Below are 18,893 nucleotides of genomic sequence, written 5' to 3'. Positions count from 1 at the left end.
CTTCATACACGATCTGACGCGCTACCGGGGCTGACCTTGGCAAATGTTCGGGAAATCGCCTCGCCCAAGAGCGCTGTGCTTAGGCCTCCAACATACGGAAAGTGTTTTTACACACTCTGGGCCAGAACCAGTCGCTTATCACCGGCTGCTTTCGGCCCAGAGCGTGTAAAAACGCTTTAGCGTATTTCCGATAGAGGCTTTGGCGGAACTTTTCTCGGGCCTTGCTCCTGAACAGGGTTACGACGTTGCGAGCAGCGCGTGAAGCCGCCCAGCAACCTCTTAGACACTTTGTGGCACCCGTATCAATGGTAAAAGCACGTGCTTTTACGCTGTCATGGCTTCCATCAAGCTGACGTTGCCCATTACTTTCATGACCCGTTTCAGGTTGTAGGCGAGCACATTCAGGCTCATCTCGGCACTCACCCCGTTGAGCTTTCGGGTCAGGAAGTGCGTCGCACCCATCCATTGTTTAAGCGTCCCAAAGAGATGCTCAACAGTTCTTTTTCGGATCCGCATCATCTCGGGTGCACTGCTGAGTCGGCGCTGTATTTCTTCCAGCACTGCTTCGTGCTCCCAACGTCGAACTCGCCGCTGCTTGCTCGGTGTGCACTGCGATTTCAATGCGCAGCTTTGGCATTTTGAGCTCCAGTAACGATGCGGTTTCATGCCTTTCTCAACACTGGAGAATGGCCATATCCGCACCTCTCCAGCCGGGCAGATATATTTATTTGTCGTAGCATCATAGATGAACGCATCGTTGTTGAAACCCCATCGGCTATGGCTGCTGAGGTCATTGGCTAAGATACATAGACGAAGATTTCCGCGTCGTGACAAGCCAGGATTTCCTCGCTCTTGGAGTAGCCTCTGTCAGCTACAACCGACAGCTTTTCTGTCCCCATCGCCTCGCGGGCTTGCTTGGCCATAGGGCTGAGCTGATCGCGGTCGGACCCGACGTTGGTCACCTCATGAGCGACGATTAAATGGTGCTTGGTATCGACCGCTGTCTGCACGTTGTAGCCAACGATTCCTGTGCCGCGAGTCATCATGGAGCGGGCGTCTGGATCCGTCAGTGATACCTGCTTATCCGGTGATTCATTGAGCTGAGTTTCGATTAATTGAAGCTCTTTCATTTGCGCCTTCAACTTGGCGATTCTTTCTTCCAGGTGCACGACATTGGCGTCAGAAGCCGGACGATCCTGTTGATCGGCAGCATCGAGCTGCTGTCAGGTACCGGTGAATACTCGCTTCGATTTCCTCCATCCGCCGCTTCAATTTGGCGCTGGTGAAATTGCGATCTCGGTTGTTGACCGCCTTGAATTTTCTGCCATCGATGGCAATCAGGCTTCCGGCGAATAACCCTAACTGCTGACAGAGCACAATGTGAATCACACCGGGTTTCGTGGAGGCCGTTTCATTTAAGTCAGGCCGCCATAGCCTGACCGGTGTGTTGCTGGTAGAAGTTTGCCTCAGCTTCTGCAGGCGGTATATATCCAATCGAACCCAGTAGGCGCTGGTGGTTGAACCAGTGAACCCATTTCAAGGTAGCGATTTCCACTGCTTCGCGGCTCCGCCAGGATTGCCGGTAAATCAGCTCAGCTTTGTACAATCCATTGTGGTTTCAGCCAGGACATTGTCGTAGCTATCGCCTTTGCTACCAACAGAGGGCTCTATTCCGGCCTCTGCGAGACGCTCTGTATACCGGATGGAAACATATTGGCTGCCTCGGTCGCTGTGATGAATCAGATTACCTGCTCGTCCTGGCTGCCGTGTATACAGCGCCTGCTCCAACGCATCCAGCACGAACTCTGTCTTCATGTTGTTGCTGACGCGCCAGCCAACGATTCGTCGTGCAAAAACATCGATTACGAAGGCCACATAGAGCCAGCCCTGCCAGGTAGAAACGTAGGTAAAATCTGAGACCCACAGTTGATTTGGTCGATCAGTATGGAACTGACGCTGGACCTTGTCGAGCGGGCATACAAGCTTCCCATCAGGCACCGTAGTACGGATTATCTGGCCGCGGCGAACACCCTGTAACCCAAGCCGGCGCATCAACCTTTGCACCGTGCAGCGTGCGACGTTGATACGCTCTCGATGAAGCTGCTTCCACACCTTCACGACGCCATAACACTGCATGTTGTCATCCCAGACGCGCTGGATCTCACCACTCAGCAGCTCGTCTTGTCTGGCCCGAATGCTGCGTAGCTCTGGCTTGCGAGCTCGGGCTGCATGCCGGTAATAACCGGACGGAGCGATCTGCACCACTCGACAGATCGACTCGACTCCGTAACGGTCACGATATTCGTCGACGAAGGCGTTCAGGGTTTGTTGCGGCGGTCGAGCTCCGTCTGGGCAAAATAAGCGCTGGCCAGGCGCAGAATCTCGTTCGCCTTGCGCAATTCTCGATTCTCACGCTCCAGAGCTTTGAGGCGCTCTCGTTCATCAGTTGTCTGACCGGGCCGTTGGCCGGTATTAGTCTGGTGCTTGCGCACCCAGCCATGCAGCGTCTGCGGGACGCAACCAATCTTGGGCGCAATGGATTCGATGGCGGCCCATTCAGATGGGTAGTCTTTCAAGTTCTCCAGAACCATGCGAACAGCGCGTTCACGAACTTCAGGGGAGTAGCTGTTGGATTTCTTCATGCCTCATTCTCTCAAGAGTTGAGGCCTCCACGAAACCCGGTGTGATTCAAGAATCCCTCCTGATATAATTCAAATCATCGAGTTTTAGAGCCAACAGAAAACCGCGGATACTGCCTAGCAACTTCAAGCGACGGCTTTCAGGAAAGTCAGCATCGACCCCGATTGTCTCCTCAATCTCCTGAAGAAGCTTTACCTCTTCTGGGCTGTGCGCCAAAGTGCTCAAAACACCCCGTTCAGGCTTAGCCTTTTTGCTCCTGCTGACCATGGCAAGTCCCTTCCCCATAAGCTCTATTGGTTGAAGTTACCATAACTCATCAAGCGACCTAAGCAGACCTCAACCTACCGTGCAGTCGTTCGGGAAGAGGTGAGACGCTAGTGCTACGGAATCTTTCGGGTATATGCACGATTGCAGCTGCGGGCTCGGTCCACCCGCAGCCCCACCAATATGGGCAAAGATCCGGAAGGCGGCAGAGAAACACTTCTACGAAATTGCCCTGCCCGTCTCTGCCCCGGATTAACTCAGCTATTGCCGAAGCCCCGATACAGGCAATCAATAGACTGGCTGCTCACAGCTTTGCCGTGCGTTACTCGTATCGGTTGAATGGAAACGTCGAGAGAAGGTCTATGTGTCAAATCCTGGATTTCTTAATGTGCCCGAATTCGTGACGATTTTTTATGTGAGAAAGTCGCACCCAAAGGATACGGCTTAAAATGTCGATAATCAGGAATACGATCATTTATGCCGGTTTAGAGCACGATAGAAAACGACCATCTCGTCAATAATTTTAGTCCTCCGAACGCGCTTCGAATCCAGTCGGGTGCGCCATACCCGGTATTAATCAATACCTTACCAGCAGCATCGCTCAACAGTATCGCTGGCGACTCTTCGATCACGAGCGTCCTCCGTCTGTCTTGGACTGAAGCCGTTGCCGCTCCGATGACAACTGCCCCAATCTAGCGCATCTCCCCAATATTCGTATCGCACCTTCCTGACCTGATCTGACGTTTTCGGAAATCATCCTTGAGCCTGCAGCAGATCGTGCCCGTAGCATAGGATATGATTTGGACGAATGAGCAGTGGTTGAGGTTGAGGTTGAGGTTGAGGTTGAGGTTGAGGTTGAGGTTGAGGGTAATTTTCCATAAGCGAATCAGTAGGGACGACTGTGAGATGCCAAAGAATCACGGTGATGACTCCGACAATGTTACCGTGGACCTCCCACCAGACGTCCTAGCAGAAATGGGCGTCGGTCTCGGTAACTCATCAAGTATCGATTTGATTGACGGCGCGATAATGCTCAAGCCAATCCGGCATAGTGAAAGAAGCCCTGAGACAGCTCGTGACCGCCGACAGTACCTGGCCAACGACTGCTGTCGGCCAGTCCAGCCATGTGCTTGATGAACGGATACACATATCAATACCGTGCAAGACATTGCCGATTTTCGTGGAGTCGCGCGTCGTGACGAATCACGCCGTTATCTATGCCACCGGTTTAAGCAGGTAACTGCCGTAGCTTTGGTCTTCTCGGCGTCGCTGGCCGACCATTACTCACTGACGTCACTGCGCCGACATGCCGCCATCCACCGACAAGGCGGTGCCGGTCACGTAGGAGGACTGCTCGGAGAGCAGCCAGAGTACCGCGTTACTGACCTCGGCGGGGCAGCCTATGCGGCGCATGGGCACGCCGCCAACGTACATCTGGTCATCTCCACCAGTGACACGATCGAAGCTCGGGGTTTTGATCGGCCCCGGGCAAACAGCGTTGACGCGGATGCCGCGATTGGCATATTCCAACGCCACAGCACGGGTCGCGCCGATGATGCCATGCTTGGAAGCCACATAGCAGGCGGTATCCGGCATGGCCTTGAGACCGAAAATCGAGGCGTTGTTGATGATCGAACCTCCACCGCTCTGGAGCATGGCGGCCGCCTCGTACTTCATCATGTACAGGATGCCCTTGAGATTAATGTCGAGGACCTCGCTGAGATCCTCATCCGGAGTGCTATGAATCGGACTGAACGCGCGTTGCGAGCCGGCGTTATTGAAGGCACCATCCAGCCGGCCGTAGCTTCCCACCGCCAGTTGCACCAGAGCGGCACAGTCCGCAGCGAGGGACACGTCGGTGGCGCGAAACAGCGCCTCGCCGCCCAACGCCCGTACTTCTTCCAGCAGAGCCTCCCCAGATTCGGCATTACGATTACCGACAACCAGTCGCACGCCCTGCCCTGCTAGCGCCAGGCAGGTCTCACGTCCCATGCCGCTGGCCCCACCGGTGATAACGACAACCTTGTCTTCCAGATTCATAACCATTCCTCGCAATGTTCAGCGCATGCAACGCATGCCAGACAGGTTTTGTACTATTGCAAGCGGGCGGCGTCGGCCATGGGCATAAGCCATCCCGTCCGATGCCCGCCAGCGCTCGGATTGCCTTGCCCATCGGCACGGGACCTAGCGATCTTAAAGCTCAAGGTCGTGGCGCGAGCGAGTAAGGGTGTCGATCAGTGCATACATGATCTTGTGCGCGCAGGGGAGCAGATCCGGGATATATGTCGCGCCCATTCCGCCAAGGCCCTCGGCCACAGGCAGCGGCGCGCCTTGCGCTGGCCAAGGCCAACCGACTCGCGCAGTTGGTACACCATAACGGCGCAGCGCGGCGCCATCAGTCTGGCCACCAAGCAACTCGGGCTGACCGTGGGGACGCTGCTCGATATGTTCCCAACCGCGTTTGCACGACTGCACAATCCAGTTCTCCGGGTCGGTGGTGCCACCCGGTACCGAACCGTACATTTCCCAGTCCAGATCTAGCTCCTGATGCTTGGCCTGTAGCTGTCGAACGAAATCAGCGAATTGCGCCCTGACTTCAGCTGGACTGGTACGCGGATTGACCCGCACATCGAAGAAGATTTCCGTAACCGCCGAAGGGAAAGCCGGACGCTCCGGATCGCCACCACGAACCCCGGAAATCCAGCCGTGCGGTTTGACCACTCCCGAGGTATTGCGCTCGGCATACTCGATGATCCATTGCTCCAACTCCTGAATAACGGTCGCCGCCGGCACCACCGAGCTGCGAAACCCTGGAGTACCGCGGGGCACGCCAGCGTAACCAAGACTGCCATGCACGCGCAGCTTGAACCACGCCATGCCCGGCTCCTCGTGATACACCCAGTTCCACGGTTTCATGACAATAGCGAAGTCCGGCATGGCGCCGCGGTTGAGCAGATGCAGCACACCGCTGGACATGCCTGCGTTCTGGCGGCTGGAAATATTAACCGGCATTCCGCCATCGGCCAGGCCGACTAGCAGATCACCCATCAGCGGCACCTCAGCCTCGATCAGCGCAGTGGCGACCTCTGTCAGCGTGGCGATCATGCCCTTGGGGTTCGATGAACCAAGGCCGAATACCCAGTCATCGACTATCTGCGCCCTCGCTTGCATGTCCGCCTCGCCGGCTTCGCCGGTGAGGATCTTTTCGCTCTCGTCGCAATCCAGGTGGGTGTCGATCGGTGAATAAAGCATCACGCTGGCGCCGCCGCCACTGCCACGGTACTCGCCCAGTGCATTACCGCTAATGGTGCTCATCGGCATGTAGCGCGACGACATGCCAATGCTGCTCAGGTGCTGGACCATGAACTCGCTGGCGGCCCGGGCAGATCCGGTTGGACTATGGATGTCGGTCAGGTCAAACAAAAGCTTCTGCAAGCGCTTGGGATCAATCTTGGCGCAGGCTTGCTCGTACCACTTCATCTGCTCGGCCGAGAACGGTATTCTGCGAGTTGGCTGCATGTTGGCTCCTTAGTTACTTGCGACAAATTGTTCGGCGAATATATTGGTGGGATTCACGCCCAGCTCGACAAGACGTCTGGTGGCAGCGTCAATCATCGGTTGCGGTCCGCACAGATAGGCAACGGTGTCAGGGCTGGTCACATCTCCTTCGCGCAGGGCGCTGACCGGGTTGCCGTGGTGCATGCCGGGCTTCGGGTCTTGATCCACGCAGATACGGGCATCCAAGCTCGGCAGCCACTGCTGGCGCAGCTCGATATCCTCCATGCAGAATAACGCTTGCGGGTTCAGGCAGCCGAAGCTGAGTAGCATCGGCGGCTTGCGGCCGCCGCCCTGGCGCAGGCTGTCAATCATCGACAGGATCGGCGCGAGACCGGTGCCGCCGGCGACGAAGATGTGCGGTGCGCGACGGCTTTCCTCCCGCAGAAAAAAAGCACCATAGGGACCAGTGAGGGACAGCACTTCGTCCGGTGCGGCCTTCTCTTCCAGATAGCTGGACATGGCGCCACCCGGCAACAGACGGATAAGGAACTCCATCTTCGGAACAGCTGTCGCTGTGCTAGACGGCGAGTAGCTGCGCACAACCCCGAACCCCGGCACCTGGATCTGCATGAACTGACCTGGACGGAACTCCACCCATTCACCGTCCGCCAGCTCCAAAGTCAAGCGCATAACATTGCTGGCGATACGCTCTACGGAATCGACGAACGTATGAACCTCGTGCGCGGCGCTGGTGCCGACCTCGCTGCCGTACGGCACTTCGAAGGTGCAATCTGACTGCGCCTGACATACGCACAGCAGGCGCTGTCCGCTGGCGTATTCGCTGCCTAGTAAGGTGGAACTGGCGCCGGCGCGGGTTTTCGCCTCGCCTTCGGCCAGCTGTGCGATGCAGGTGGAGCAGCTACCCGAACGGCATTGATACAAAAGGGGGATTTCGGCCTCGATTGCGGCATCTATGATGTTGCTCCCTGCCTCGACATCGAAGCTGCGGCTGATGCCGTCAGAAAAATTGACTGTGACTTGATGTATCTGTTCTTTCATGAGCGGTGACTCCAAGCGGGCATCATCGGCCGGCATCCAACACCGGCTGGATTTCTCGCACCGCCATTTACAACGAGCAGTGCGGATATGTAATGACCCCGATCTTAGGAAGCCTCCCACCCGCTCGCGCTCCCGTAGAGCACAGCCTTATCCCAGCAGCGCAACTTCCTGCGACACAATGAAAAGCAGCGGAGAATCAAAGTCTTCGGCTCGAAAAAGGGTGGCGCGGCTACAGGCAAAGCCCATACCACGTTAGCGTGCCCTGCGTCTGCGGCTCAGCTCTTGCGCTTGAATTCTGAACCGGCAACACTGCCAATGGTTTGACCCAAAGCAACCAGCTCTGCCAACGAGGCCCCGCCGACGAAGTTATCAACGTAGGGAAGGGCCGCCTTCATACCTGCGGTCGAGGGTTCGTAGCCTTCGCTCGATTTGTGTGGATTCACCCAGATGACTTTGTAGGCTAGGCGTCGCAGCCTGGCCATCTGCTCAGCCAGAAGTTCGGCGCCACCGCTTTCCCAACCGTCGGAGGCGATTATAACAACGGCACCACGGGCCATCCCGCGTTGCCCCCACGTATTGAGGAAGCCCTGCAAGCCACTGCCCAAACGGGTACCGCCGCCCCAGTCGACAACGCTACGGGTAACCGCGCGCATGGCCACTTGCGGCGCCTGGCCACCAAGAAGGGGCGTCAGCCGCGCAAGACGGGAACCCATGGAAAACACCTCAGCCACTCTAGGCATGCTATTGGTCATTGCATAACCGAAGCGCAGCAATGGCTCGGCATAGCCCCTCATGGAACCGCTCACATCGATCAGCAGCACGCAACGCCGCGGACGCAGATCGGCACGCGCCCGGACTAGCCGGATGAACTCCCCATGCTGCTCGAGTGCCGCACGAACGGTACGCTGCGCGTGCAGCGGACCCAGGTGACTGGAACGTCGGTAGCGGTTCTGGCGAAGCGGATAGCTGAAACGCAGCGTCTCAATCAGACGCAACACCTCGCTCAATTCAGCTTGGCTCATGGTGGTGAAATCGCTTCCGCGAAGAACCTCCATGACATTAGCACTGAGCGCCTGGGTCTCCTTCCTATCCTCCGCTTCCGCAGCCTCATCCTCTCCACAAGACGCGAGCAGGCCGGTGACTCGCTGCAAAGCCGAATTATCCCCAGAGGTGGGAGACGGGACGCCACCCACGAAAAATTCTCTGAAGCACTCGTCGTAGAGCAGGAGATCCTCGCGCCTTGCACAGAGAGTAAAACGCCCTGCCCAATAGATCGACAGTAACGTAAAGGGAGCAGGCATGGTCTCCAGCGCCGCAAAGTAACTCCGCGCGTGAGCCTGACTGACATGCGTCAGCCGCGTCCGGAGGCGGAGCACGAACCCGTGCAGCAGGCCAGACAGCTCCGGCGGACGAGTAACCGTCTCCTTCACGGCGTCTCAGCCCCCGGGAAGGATGCGAGCTCGTCCTCCAGCAAGCGCTGCTGATCCTCGCGGTATTTCAGCAAGGTTCCCAGGGTCAGTTCGACGTTGTGGTTGTTCAGCTCTGTCGCCTCAAGCGCGAGGAGCGCTGCCGTCCAGTCCAGCGTTTCGGCTACACCGGGGCTCTTCAGCAGACCGATTTCCCGGAAGCGTGCGACTGCCGCTACGATGCTGAGGCCGAGGGATTCATCCAGCATCGGGAATCGGCGCTTAAGAATAGCCAGCTCCAGATCGGCATTCGGGTGATCCACCCAGTGGTAGAGGCAACGTCGCTTCAGCGCGTCATGAACCTCACGTGTCCGGTTCGAGGTGAGGAAAACTAGTGGCGGGACCTGTGGCCGAATAGTACCGATTTCCGGCACCGACACGGCGAAGTCAGACAATGCCTCCAGCAGGAAGGCCTCGAAAGCGTCATCGGCGCGGTCGATCTCGTCGATCAGGAGAATGCATGGGCTATTGCGGAACGCCTTGAGAATGGGCCGTTCCAGCAGGAACTCCCGGTCGTACAACGGCACGTCGACAGGCGCACTGTCGCTCTCGGCGCGTTTAAGATGCAGGAGTTGTTTGCGGAAGTCCCAGTCATACAAGGCCTGGGATACGTCGATCCCCTCGTAGCACTGCAGCCTGAATACCTCCAGGCCAAACGCCTTCCCGATGGCATAGGCAAGCGAGGTCTTGCCGACCCCAGGCTCGCCTTCCAGATAGATCGGTCGCTGCATCGCCGACGCCAAGAAACATAGCGTCGCCAGCGATTCGTCTGCCAGATAGCCAACAGACTCCAGCGCCTGGATGATGGTCTGCGCAGACGGTAGACGCGAAAACTGTTCCATCACACAATCGCTCCCCATGCTTTATGCGAAGGTCCAGTACACGCCGTAACCGACAATCGCCAGCGCGGAAACGCTGATGGCCGCGCGGAGCGCCACCGGCTTCCAGGCAACGCTGAGCAGATTCAGGGACTCTTCCTCGACCATGGGATTGCGCGGTTGAGCCAAAGCATCGGCTGGCGATTGCACCGAGTGCTCACCTGTCGAAGCGACTGCGACTTCCGGCACGGATTGGCTTGCCTCAATATGAGCGGCCAGACGCTTGGCAAACTGATCCATCAGCTTCTTACCGACCGAATCGATCACGCCGCCGCCGAACTGCGCGGCCTTGCCGCTCACAGTAAAGTCGCTCTCGACCGAAATCTCCGAGCCATTGATCGCCGGGCTAACGAAGAAGATCACCGTGGCCTTGGTCGAGCCGCCGCCCTTCACTTCGCTGGCAGCGGCTTCGAGCACCGCATGGCGCCGCTCGTCATCGCGTTCCTTGAAAACAATGGAACCACGAAACGTCATGTCGATCGGGCCGAGTTTGACCTTCATGCGCCCGGTATGTTCGTCCCCCTCACTCGACTCCAGAGAGGCGCCCGGCATGCAGGGTGCCACCGAGGGAATGTCAGTCAGAACGGACCATGCCTTTTCAGGGGTAACCGGCAGAGCGAACTTGTATTTGATATTCATTGAAGCATCCTATCTGTAGGGGAAACCGGGCATTCGTAAGAATATTCGCCCGACTGAAAGACAAACGTGATTCTGTGCAGGATCACTGCACCGAGCGCTCTTGAATGGAACGAAAAATGCGCTCCGGGGTAATAGGCACCGTTTCGATGACCACCCCCAGATGCGCCAGCGCATCGTTAACCGCCGCTACCACAGCCGCTGGAGCGGAAATCATGGCGGATTCACCCATGCCTTTGACGCCACCGGGCACCAGAGGCGAAGGCGTTTCAAGATGGCGTATTTGTATGTCGGGTACATCCAGCGTGGTCGGAATCAGATAGTCCATGAAGGTCGTGGTTACTAATTGGCCCAAGTCGTCGTAGATGACTTCCTCCAGAAGGGTCTGGCCGATGGCCTGAGCGATCCCGCCGCGGATCTGACCTTCAACGATCATCGGGTTAATCATGGTTCCGCAGTCTTCAACCGCGAAAAAGTCTGTGACCTTTACCGCATAGGTGCCGGCATCGATCTCAACGATGGCGGCATGCCCACCATTGGCCAGAATCAGGTCCGAAGGGTCATAGGCTGCGGTAGCCTCGAGGGCGGCATCGAAACCAGGCGGATGCGCGGCTTCGGCGAAATAGGCGGCGCCGACCACCTCTGTGAACGGCATGCCCTTGGCCGGTACGCCAGTCACATGTACCCGCCCGTCCTCAATGACGATGTCCTCACTTGAGGCTTCCAGCAGATGACCGGCGAGCTGTTTGACCCGCTCGCGCACAATGGATGCCGCGCGCCCGATGGAGCCGGCGCCAATTACTGCACCCCGGCTGGCGAACGCACCGAAGCCATAGGTATGCTTGGTCGAGCCCGACTGGATCACCACATCGCTGACCGGTACGCCCAACGCATCCGCAGCAACCTGGGCCAGAGTGGTTTCGTGACCCTGCCCCGACGAAGCCAGGGAAGTAGTGACCGTCACCTTGCCCGTAGGGTCGATACGCACAGTGGCCGTGTCGTGGGTAGTCGCCGGAGTACCAAGGAAAGACATGGTACGCGTGCCGGTACCTGTCACCTCGTTGAACACACTGATACCGAGACCGAGGTACTTGCCGCGCGCCCAAGCCTCAGCCTGGCGCTGGCGAAACACCTTGGGATTGACCATCTCCTCGAGCAAATCGATGGTCTGCAGGTATGTTCCCTCGCGATGGGTCTGGCCCAGGCGATTGGTGAAGGGGAAGTCTTCCGGCTTGACCACATTGCGCCGGCGGATCTCGAACGGCGACAGACCCAGCTGGCGGGCAGCACGGTCGATCAAGGTCTCCCGGGCGATCTGTCCTGCGGTGAAGCCCACGCCTCGGTAGGCGCCGATGGGACTCTTATTGGTCGCGACAGCGACGCTCTCCTCTCGAACAGCAGGTACCTTGTAAACGCCGAGGATCACCGCGTTGCCTACATGGGATTCGACCAGCTGGCTCCAGGGCAAGTTGTTGTAGGCACCACCATCAGTGATCGAATGGTTTTCCAGGGCAAGAAAACGGCCTTGCTCGTCATATGCCAGCGCCATCTCGTTGCGCTGCTGCTTGGCGTGGGTCGCGCCGAGGAAGTTCTCCTGGCGGTCCTCTATCCAGCGCACCGGCAGGCCCAGCTCGCGGGACAAAAGGCAGATCAGTAGTTCCTCCGGATGCAGGTGGGCTTTCTGGCCGAAGCCTCCCCCTACATCGGGCACCCTGACCTCGATCAGGTGCTCGGGGATGGAACAGAACATCGAGATCATGGTGCGAACGAAACCGGGCATCTGTGTGGCCGTCCACAGCACCAGCTGTTGGGTGGTCCATTCGTATTCCGCGACGGCGCCGCGGGTTTCTATGGGACAGGCGCTGACGCGCCCGCAGGCAAAGCTTCCACGCACAGTACCGGCACTGCTGGCGAAAATCGGCTCCAGGTCATCATGGGCACGACTGAAGCGCGATACCACGTTGCCGGACAGGGTGTCGTTGGCCGTAATCTCGCCGGCAAGAGCCGCCTCGACATCGGTCACTGCGGGCAGCTCCTCGTACTCGACCTGGATGAGCTGGGCGGCGTCCTCGGCGATGGCCCGGCTGGAGGCCACCACGACGGCAACCATTTCGCCGACGAAGCGGGCAATACCGTTGGCCAGCACTGGCTGGACGGTAGTCTGGAAGCCCTCGACCTGCATGGTCGAGACGATGCCCTGGGACAGTTCTGCGACATCGGGCCCGCACCAGACGATCTCCACACCCTGCAGCGCCTGAGCGTCGGCAACATCGACGGAAAGGATCCTGGCATGGGCGAACGGGCTGCGCAACGCAACGGCGTGGAGCATGCCGGGCAGAACCAAATCGGCGATATAGCGGCCGCGTCCGGTCAGCAGGCGGGTGTCTTCCCGCCGGAGCACTGACGTACCAATAGACTTTTTCTTCAGCGCAGCAACTTCATGCTTCATCATCACACTTCTCCTCGCCTTGCCGCCTCGACCACAGCCGGATCGGTGATCGCATCGATGACGTTTTCATAACCGGTGCAGCGACACAGATTGCCCGACATCACCTCACGCACCTCATCGCGCGAAGGCGCGGGGTTCTCGGCCAGGATGCTGCGCGCGGTGGCCAACATCCCGGCTGTACAGAAGCCGCACTGCAGCGCGTGGTGGCGACGGAAGGAGTCCTGCAGAGTATTCAGTTTTTCTCCCTGCGAGTGGCTCTCCACCGTTTCGATTGAGCACCCTTCGGCCTGCACGGCGAGTGTCAGGCAGGATCGCATGGGTGCGCCGTCGATGAGGATCGTGCAGCTGCCGCATACACCCTGCTCGCAGCCGACCTTTGTCCCGGTCAGCCCTACAACCTCACGCAAAGCATCCGCCAGATGCATACGCGGCTCGACATGAAACACGCGGGGTTTGCCATTGATGATGGCGGAGACGCGCATCAGTTGGCCTTCTTCATGCGCCTGCATACAAAGCTCCTTGCGCTGCCTTCAAAATAACGCGCTGGGCGATGGCTTTCGCCAGACTCAGGCGAAGCTCGCGACTGCCGTGGATATCGCTACGCGGCTTCAAGCCTTCTACCGCCAGTTCCGCGGCCTCGGCAACGGTGGCCTCGTCGATCACCTTTCCGATCAGGAATTCGTTCGCCCGGGTGGCGAGGTGGGCGGTTTCCTCGACGGCACCCAGTGCAACCTGGGCCTCCACGCAACGGCCGCCCTGCATGGAGAGTCCGGCTGCAACCATGACCAAGGCATAGTCGCCCTTACGTCGTGCAAACTCATCGAACTCCCAGTGTAGTTTGGAGAACGGTATTTCGATCCGAACCAGGACCTCCCCCTCCTCCAGATCGGTGTAATAATGTCCCTTCATAAAATCCGTGGCGCTCACCGAACGCACCCCCGCGGGGCTGGCGATGTACATCGTCGCCCCAAGGGTTGCCATTAGGAACGGCATTTCTGCGCCGGCATCGGCATGGGCAAGGCTGCCGCCCAGCGTTCCCCGATTGCGCACCGCCTGGTGGGCAACGTGGGCGAGCACCTTGGGCAAGATCGGCACACACTTGGCAACTGTCGGATCGGTCTTGTTGCGGTTGTGGGTCACCATGGCGCCGATACTCAAAAGTCCGTCAGACTGACTGATCTCGAATAGCTCACTGACATGGCGTAGATCCACGAGCCAACTGGGGTAGACCAGCCTGAATGCAAGCAGCGGCAATAGACTCTGGCCACCGGCGATGATGCGAGCGTCCGGGTCGTCCGCCAGCACCCGGAGAACCTCCTGCAGGGAGGCCGGTGCGATGTACGAAAAGGAGGGGAACTTCATGTTTTCACCTACTTCAAAAGGAAACCCATCGGGCAATTGGTGGAAGGCTGGCGTAGAAACTGATGCTAGCTGGATACTAAAACCCCTCCCCAACACAGGCACTCCCGCCAGCGCAACGCTTATCCCGTCAGCGCATCATTGCGTTGCAGAAGTGCCCTTCATAGCCTGCGGTTCTGGCTTGCGCTGCTCCACCATTGAAACGCACCCCAGCTGGGCAAGGGCCTTGAATGGCAGAAGCACGCACTTCCTCCGGTTACGGTACGCTACCAGCGGCGAAAACATCTCCAGCCCATGCCAAAGCATCTCCGCGGCGGCCAGCCTGCCCTCAAGGAAGGCGTCCAGATCAGTCTGCAAGCGTGTTGCCGCCTCCGGCGTGAGTCCTTCGCCGTTTTCCAGTAGCCAAGCCGTCGCAGCCCGGCACAATAGGCACCCATCTACACTGCCGCTCAAGTCCTGATACACGCCGTCCCGCAGGCTGGCCCGTATGGTCACCTGGTCTCCACAGAAGACGTTTTCCAACTTTCTTTCAGCGCTAGGCTCGCCTTGTGGCACAGGCAGCGGGCGCTCCGCAAACTCACGAATTTTGCTGTTGTAGAGCTGCAAAAGTATCGACATCTACCCCCTCAGCGCCAGCGAACTATCAACACCGGCCAGTAGCGCCGCGACATCCGCCAGGGTGTTGTACGGAGCAAAGCTGGCACGCACCACGGCGTTCAGTCCCAGCGCCCGCATCAGGGGCTGAGCGCACATCTGACCGGACCTCACCCACACGCCCCGTTCATCCAGGACCTGAGCTACATCGTGAGGATGAACGCCGTCGACCGTGAACGAGACGATGCCCATCCGCTCACGATTATGCGGTCCGATAACTCGGACCCCGGGCATGGACAGTAGCCCGTCCAGCGCCAGCCTCGTCAACCGGCTCACCCCCTCCAGCGCGGCGCGCTCGCGATCGAGCCAGTCGAGCGCCGCAGCCAGGCCGAGCGCCTGGCTAAACGGAGGGGTGCCTGGCTCCAAGCACCAAGGCATTTCCACCCAAGTACTTCCGCTCTGCTCCACCGCGGCGACCATGCCGCCGCCGAATGACACCGGCTGAAGCCCTTCCAGGCCACCGTTACGTGCTGCTAGCACGCCAATACCTGTCGGGCCAAAGGCTTTGTGTCCGGAGAAAACCAGAAAGTCCGCCTGCTCAGCCATCAGACCATGCGGCACGGCCTGCGCAGCATCGACGACCAGCAACGCGCCGACATCACGTACACGCCGTGCGATGGACGTTAAGTCGGAAACCAGTCCGGTGACATTCGAGACCTGAGTAACCGAGACCACTCGCGTCCTGGGGGTGATCATTTGCTCGAGCAGCAACATGTTCAACTCCCCCTCGGAGGTCACCGGCCAGACTTTAAGCGCAGCCCCAGTGCGAAGTGCCGCCTGCTGCCATGGAACGAAGTTGCTGTGATGTTCCAGCTCGGTGACGACGATCTCGTCGCCCTCACCGAAACACTGGCAAAGCGAACCGGCCAGCATATTCAAGCCTGCCGTAGCCCCGGCGGTGAACACTACCTGCTCTGCCGAGGTACCGAGAAACCGCGCGACCGTCCCCCTGGCCTGCTCATACAGCTCATCAGTACGCTCGCCCAGGCGATGCCCACCGCGCCGGACATTGGCACGCATACCCCTGTCCAAATGAGTCATGGCGTCGTTGGCGGCACATAGCATTTGTGCGGTTGCGGCGCTATCCAGGTAATGTCCGAAGAGCTGCCCCAACTCGCCATCACGCTCGAACATCCAAGCCTGCCGGGTCATACGAGCCCCTGGAGCAGACGGTCGTAGTCTTCAGACGTATCCATGTCTTCGATAACTGACGCGGCGCCGACATCCACCAACATGACCGCCTCTCCATATTGTTGCAGGAGCCCTTTGGCCCCTTCATCACCAGAGCAAAGCCGCAATAGCGGGAGGCACGCCGGTGACCAGAGCACGGGGTTGCCACGCTTGCGGCCATGACAAGCCTGGAAGCCCAGAAAATGAGGTTCTGTTTCATAGGCGGCGATCAGCCTGTCGATCATCCCGGCCGTGATTTTCGGCATGTCGCCCAGGCAAAACACCACGCCATCACGCTTGTCGACGGTGTTGGCGCCCACCCGCACCGAAGAACCTATGCCTTCGGCATAGGCATCATTCATAGTGAATTCGACCGGCAAGTCGGCCAGCGCTTGCCGCACTTTCCGCCCCTCATGCCCCAGCACCACAACCACCCGGTGGCACCGAGACGAGAGTGCCGCGCGCACGATGTGCCGAACCAGCGGCTCGCCGACCCAAGGCAGCAGCAATTTGTTCGCGGCCCCCATTCGCCGGCTTTGCCCCGCAGCCAGTATGACGGCGCTGACCGGACTCTTGGCAGCATGCACTGCTAGCCTAGGCGCATCAGCGTTGCGGCCATCAGGTCGCGTCGCGAACCCCTCCGGCAACCCCCCAACGCCCATCATGGCGACATCGCTGCGGGTAACCGGCATACCCGCCAGCAGGCGCCGCAGCACCCAGTCGAAGCCGTTGAGCTTGAGAGAACGTGCGCAGCCCGGCATTCCGATGACCGGAGTTCCGCCGAGCTCGCCAAGCACCAGCAGATTGCCCGGATCGACCGGCATGCCGACGCTGGTAACGCTTCCTCCGGCGCGACGAATCGCGGCCGGCAGCACGTCATCCCTGTCCGAGGTTGCCGAGGCAGTGGAAATGATCAGCAGATCGCAGTCGGCTTGGAGCATAACGGTGATGATCAGTTGCGCCAGCTCATCTACGTCATGCTCGCAGCGGCGCTCGCAAGCGAGTGTCAGGTCTCCGCTCAAGTAATCCAGGCGAGCCCCCAGCGTTATCAAGGTCTTGTCGAGGACCTTGGCCGGCATGTCCGGCAAGTGCGTCTGGATAAGCGCGACTCTACCCCGGGCGAAGGGCCGAATCCGCAGCAATACATCGAGCTCTTCTGTCAGCAGATCCATCAGGCGCTCGGCGCGCTCACCCGAGACACCGAAGGGAATTATTTTCAGGGTGCCCACGACTTGACCGCTGCGCACCAGCGTCAGTGGCGGCAGCGTCGACAGGGCGACAACTTCATCCAGGTTGTTGAATGCATGTATTGCCGGCACATTGAGCGCCAACAGCCCGTCACACTGCGCATACAGATAAACCCGTCCGCCGCAGGCCTCCCCAGCCTCAACATGAACACCTGCTATGACAGCAGAAAGCACTGCCGCGGCGTAATCTTCGTGGACATCGCCATTTTCGAGTCGGGCTACCCAAACAAGGGAATAGCCGGCCTCGCATAACTGCGAAACTTCATCCGGGCCCAGTACCTTACCCTTGGAGATCCGTCCTTTAGGAGTCTTCAGCGAGTGAGCCAGCAATGCTCCTTGCGCTTCGGCAACCTTTATCTCGGAGAAAAGCATGTGCTGCTCCTAGCCTTTTCCACGGAAGACGCTAACGATTTCGGACAGGATCGAAACGGCGATTTCACCGGGTGTGGCGGCGCCTATGGGCAGTCCGATTGGCGCGTGTAGACGTTCCACCTGACCCAGCCCGACCCCACATTCCAGCAAGCGCAGCCGGCGCTGCTCTTGCGTGCGTCGGCTACCTAACGCACCCACATAAAAGGCAGGCGAGTCCAAGGCGGCAATCAAACCAGGGTCATCCAATTCAGGGTTATGCGTCAGGGCAACCACGGCGGTTCTGGCGTCAGGCGCCAATTTGCCCAATGCGACGCCAGCATTCTCAATTAGAACCGGTACACCAGGGAATCGTGCTTCTGCAGCAAAGGCCTTTCTGCGCTCGACGACCGTGATATCGAAACCAGCCAACTGGGCCATGGGCACCAGCATCTGGGCGATGTGCACCCCGCCCAGGACGATCAGGCGCGTAGGCGGCTCAAAAACGTTGAGGAACCACTGCTGCTCGCGTGCATTGAAGACACCGGCCTCCAACTGGCCGGAGGGGAGACCCGGAAAACACGCACGAAGGCGTGCTGACGTACGGTAAAAATCGACTCGATTACTCGCCAGATCGGTCACTAGGAAGCAACTGCGACGCTGCCCAATGCTGGCAACAACGGCGTCATAAAGCTCGGAGTGAACAGCGCCCGGCCCCGTCATAGGGACAACGCGGATCGCAATGGTTCCACCGCAAGCCAGCCCGACTGACCATGCGGATTCGTCACTAACATCGAACGACAGCGTAAGGGAGTGACCATGCTCCATTGCCTCCAGCGCCTCTTCGAGAACACTGGTTTCAACGCAGCCGCCCGACACCGAGCCACAGAATGCGCCGGTCTCATTGATAGCCGCCATGCTGCCCGCTCGGCGCGGTGAGCTACCCCATGTGCGGACAACCGTGGCCAGCGCTACCTGATGACCCTGCCTCAGCCATTCAAGTGCCTTGCCGAGCACGGCGACCGCCGTGTCTGGCTCCTGCGAGAAATTTGCCATGTCCGCACCCTAAGTTGAGAAACCGCGTCCGAGCGATCATAGGAACGCATGAAGCGGCCAGCACTCCGCACAGTGCAACACTTATCCGAAAAGCGCAGAAGAGACTTGCGACACGGCAATGGCGTCTCCTGCATCACCGACTTTGAGGAAGCGGGACGCTTACACAAGG

The 18,893-nt window shown here is 59.0% G+C and carries 14 protein-coding genes, 2 pseudogenes and 1 other annotated feature; all 16 genes and pseudogenes read right to left on the bottom strand.

Features of this window, described 5'->3' with window-relative positions; genetic code table 11:
* Positions 1-324 precede the first annotated feature (324 nt).
* Positions 325-1,380, bottom strand: a pseudogene (locus tag H4J77_RS14715) (IS1182 family transposase); the annotation flags it as partial.
* A gap of 40 nt (positions 1,381-1,420) precedes the next feature.
* Positions 1,421-2,642: pseudogene (locus tag H4J77_RS14710) on the bottom strand (IS3 family transposase).
* Positions 2,248-2,364 (bottom strand) — a sequence feature (AL1L pseudoknot). It overlaps the preceding pseudogene by 117 nt.
* A gap of 46 nt (positions 2,643-2,688) precedes the next feature.
* Complete coding sequence (locus H4J77_RS14705; protein WP_182249202.1) at positions 2,689-2,907, bottom strand: hypothetical protein; 219 nt, start codon at positions 2,905-2,907, stop codon at positions 2,689-2,691.
* Between the two features lie 1,290 nt (positions 2,908-4,197).
* Positions 4,198-4,950 carry an SDR family NAD(P)-dependent oxidoreductase gene (locus tag H4J77_RS14700; RefSeq protein WP_259364872.1) on the bottom strand — a complete coding sequence of 251 codons (753 nt, stop codon included), beginning with the start codon at positions 4,948-4,950 and terminating at the stop codon, positions 4,198-4,200.
* 147 nt (positions 4,951-5,097) lie between these two features.
* Entirely contained in the window at positions 5,098-6,423 is a 1,326-nt protein-coding gene (locus tag H4J77_RS14695; protein WP_182249200.1) for an acetylornithine deacetylase, read from the bottom strand.
* A 9-nt stretch (positions 6,424-6,432) separates the two neighbouring features.
* Positions 6,433-7,461, bottom strand: coding sequence for a ring-hydroxylating dioxygenase ferredoxin reductase family protein (locus H4J77_RS14690; protein ID WP_182249198.1), 1,029 nt, complete (start codon positions 7,459-7,461; stop codon positions 6,433-6,435).
* A 275-nt stretch (positions 7,462-7,736) separates the two neighbouring features.
* Positions 7,737-8,891, bottom strand: a complete 1,155-nt coding sequence (locus tag H4J77_RS20205; RefSeq protein ID WP_182249196.1) for a VWA domain-containing protein — start codon at positions 8,889-8,891, stop codon at positions 7,737-7,739.
* Positions 8,888-9,787, bottom strand: coding sequence for a MoxR family ATPase (locus H4J77_RS14680; RefSeq protein ID WP_220469378.1), 900 nt, complete (start codon positions 9,785-9,787; stop codon positions 8,888-8,890). The genes H4J77_RS20205 and H4J77_RS14680 overlap by 4 nt, the downstream gene beginning before the upstream one ends.
* Positions 9,788-9,790: 3 nt before the next feature.
* Positions 9,791-10,444, bottom strand: coding sequence for an SRPBCC family protein (locus H4J77_RS14675; RefSeq protein WP_182249194.1), 654 nt, complete (start codon positions 10,442-10,444; stop codon positions 9,791-9,793).
* An 82-nt stretch (positions 10,445-10,526) separates the two neighbouring features.
* Positions 10,527-12,893: a xanthine dehydrogenase family protein molybdopterin-binding subunit gene (locus H4J77_RS14670; RefSeq protein ID WP_182249192.1), complete on the bottom strand. Its 2,367-nt coding sequence runs from the start codon at positions 12,891-12,893 to the stop codon at positions 10,527-10,529.
* Positions 12,893-13,399, bottom strand: coding sequence for a (2Fe-2S)-binding protein (locus H4J77_RS14665; protein WP_182249190.1), 507 nt, complete (start codon positions 13,397-13,399; stop codon positions 12,893-12,895). Before H4J77_RS14665 ends, H4J77_RS14670 begins: the two co-directional genes overlap by 1 nt.
* Entirely contained in the window at positions 13,386-14,252 is an 867-nt protein-coding gene (locus H4J77_RS14660) for a xanthine dehydrogenase family protein subunit M (protein ID WP_182249188.1), read from the bottom strand. Before H4J77_RS14660 ends, H4J77_RS14665 begins: the two co-directional genes overlap by 14 nt.
* Positions 14,253-14,387: 135 nt before the next feature.
* A complete protein-coding gene (locus tag H4J77_RS14655) occupies positions 14,388-14,867 on the bottom strand; it encodes an iron-sulfur cluster assembly scaffold protein (protein WP_182249186.1) in 480 nt (159 codons plus the stop codon).
* Positions 14,868-16,055 (bottom strand): aminotransferase class V-fold PLP-dependent enzyme, encoded by a 1,188-nt coding sequence (locus H4J77_RS14650; protein ID WP_220469377.1) that lies wholly within the window; start codon positions 16,053-16,055, stop codon positions 14,868-14,870. It lies immediately after the preceding gene.
* A complete protein-coding gene (locus H4J77_RS14645; protein ID WP_182249184.1) occupies positions 16,052-17,692 on the bottom strand; it encodes an NTP transferase domain-containing protein in 1,641 nt (546 codons plus the stop codon). The genes H4J77_RS14650 and H4J77_RS14645 overlap by 4 nt, the downstream gene beginning before the upstream one ends.
* 9 nt (positions 17,693-17,701) lie before the next feature.
* On the bottom strand, positions 17,702-18,724 hold the full coding sequence (locus H4J77_RS14640; RefSeq protein ID WP_182249182.1) for an XdhC family protein: 1,023 nt from the start codon (positions 18,722-18,724) through the stop codon (positions 17,702-17,704).
* Positions 18,725-18,893 lie beyond the last annotated feature (169 nt).

Origin of the sequence: Pseudomonas sp. 5Ae-yellow, from assembly GCF_014077575.1 — a bacterium.
GTDB classification, from domain to species: domain Bacteria; phylum Pseudomonadota; class Gammaproteobacteria; order Pseudomonadales; family Pseudomonadaceae; genus Halopseudomonas; species Halopseudomonas neustonica.
Note: the sequence above shows the minus strand (reverse complement) of the source record. Positions and strands in the feature narration are given on the sequence as shown.

Excerpts from the sequence above, each read along its gene's own strand:
- H4J77_RS14650 (WP_220469377.1), bottom strand. The coding sequence starts at position 16,055 with ATGACCCGGCAGGCTTGGATGTTCGAGCGTGATGGCGAGTTGGGGCAG.
- H4J77_RS14690 (WP_182249198.1), bottom strand. The coding sequence starts at position 7,461 with ATGAAAGAACAGATACATCAAGTCACAGTCAATTTTTCTGACGGCATC.
- H4J77_RS14705 (WP_182249202.1), bottom strand. The coding sequence starts at position 2,907 with ATGGTCAGCAGGAGCAAAAAGGCTAAGCCTGAACGGGGTGTTTTGAGC.
- H4J77_RS14675 (WP_182249194.1), bottom strand. The coding sequence starts at position 10,444 with ATGAATATCAAATACAAGTTCGCTCTGCCGGTTACCCCTGAAAAGGCA.
- H4J77_RS14640 (WP_182249182.1), bottom strand. The coding sequence starts at position 18,724 with ATGGCAAATTTCTCGCAGGAGCCAGACACGGCGGTCGCCGTGCTCGGC.
- H4J77_RS14670 (WP_182249192.1), bottom strand. The coding sequence starts at position 12,893 with ATGATGAAGCATGAAGTTGCTGCGCTGAAGAAAAAGTCTATTGGTACG.
- H4J77_RS14645 (WP_182249184.1), bottom strand. The coding sequence starts at position 17,692 with ATGCTTTTCTCCGAGATAAAGGTTGCCGAAGCGCAAGGAGCATTGCTG.
- H4J77_RS14665 (WP_182249190.1), bottom strand. The coding sequence starts at position 13,399 with ATGCAGGCGCATGAAGAAGGCCAACTGATGCGCGTCTCCGCCATCATC.
- H4J77_RS14660 (WP_182249188.1), bottom strand. The coding sequence starts at position 14,252 with ATGAAGTTCCCCTCCTTTTCGTACATCGCACCGGCCTCCCTGCAGGAG.
- H4J77_RS14695 (WP_182249200.1), bottom strand. The coding sequence starts at position 6,423 with ATGCAGCCAACTCGCAGAATACCGTTCTCGGCCGAGCAGATGAAGTGG.
- H4J77_RS14700 (WP_259364872.1), bottom strand. The coding sequence starts at position 4,950 with ATGGTTATGAATCTGGAAGACAAGGTTGTCGTTATCACCGGTGGGGCC.
- H4J77_RS14655 (WP_182249186.1), bottom strand. The coding sequence starts at position 14,867 with ATGTCGATACTTTTGCAGCTCTACAACAGCAAAATTCGTGAGTTTGCG.
- H4J77_RS14680 (WP_220469378.1), bottom strand. The coding sequence starts at position 9,787 with ATGGGGAGCGATTGTGTGATGGAACAGTTTTCGCGTCTACCGTCTGCG.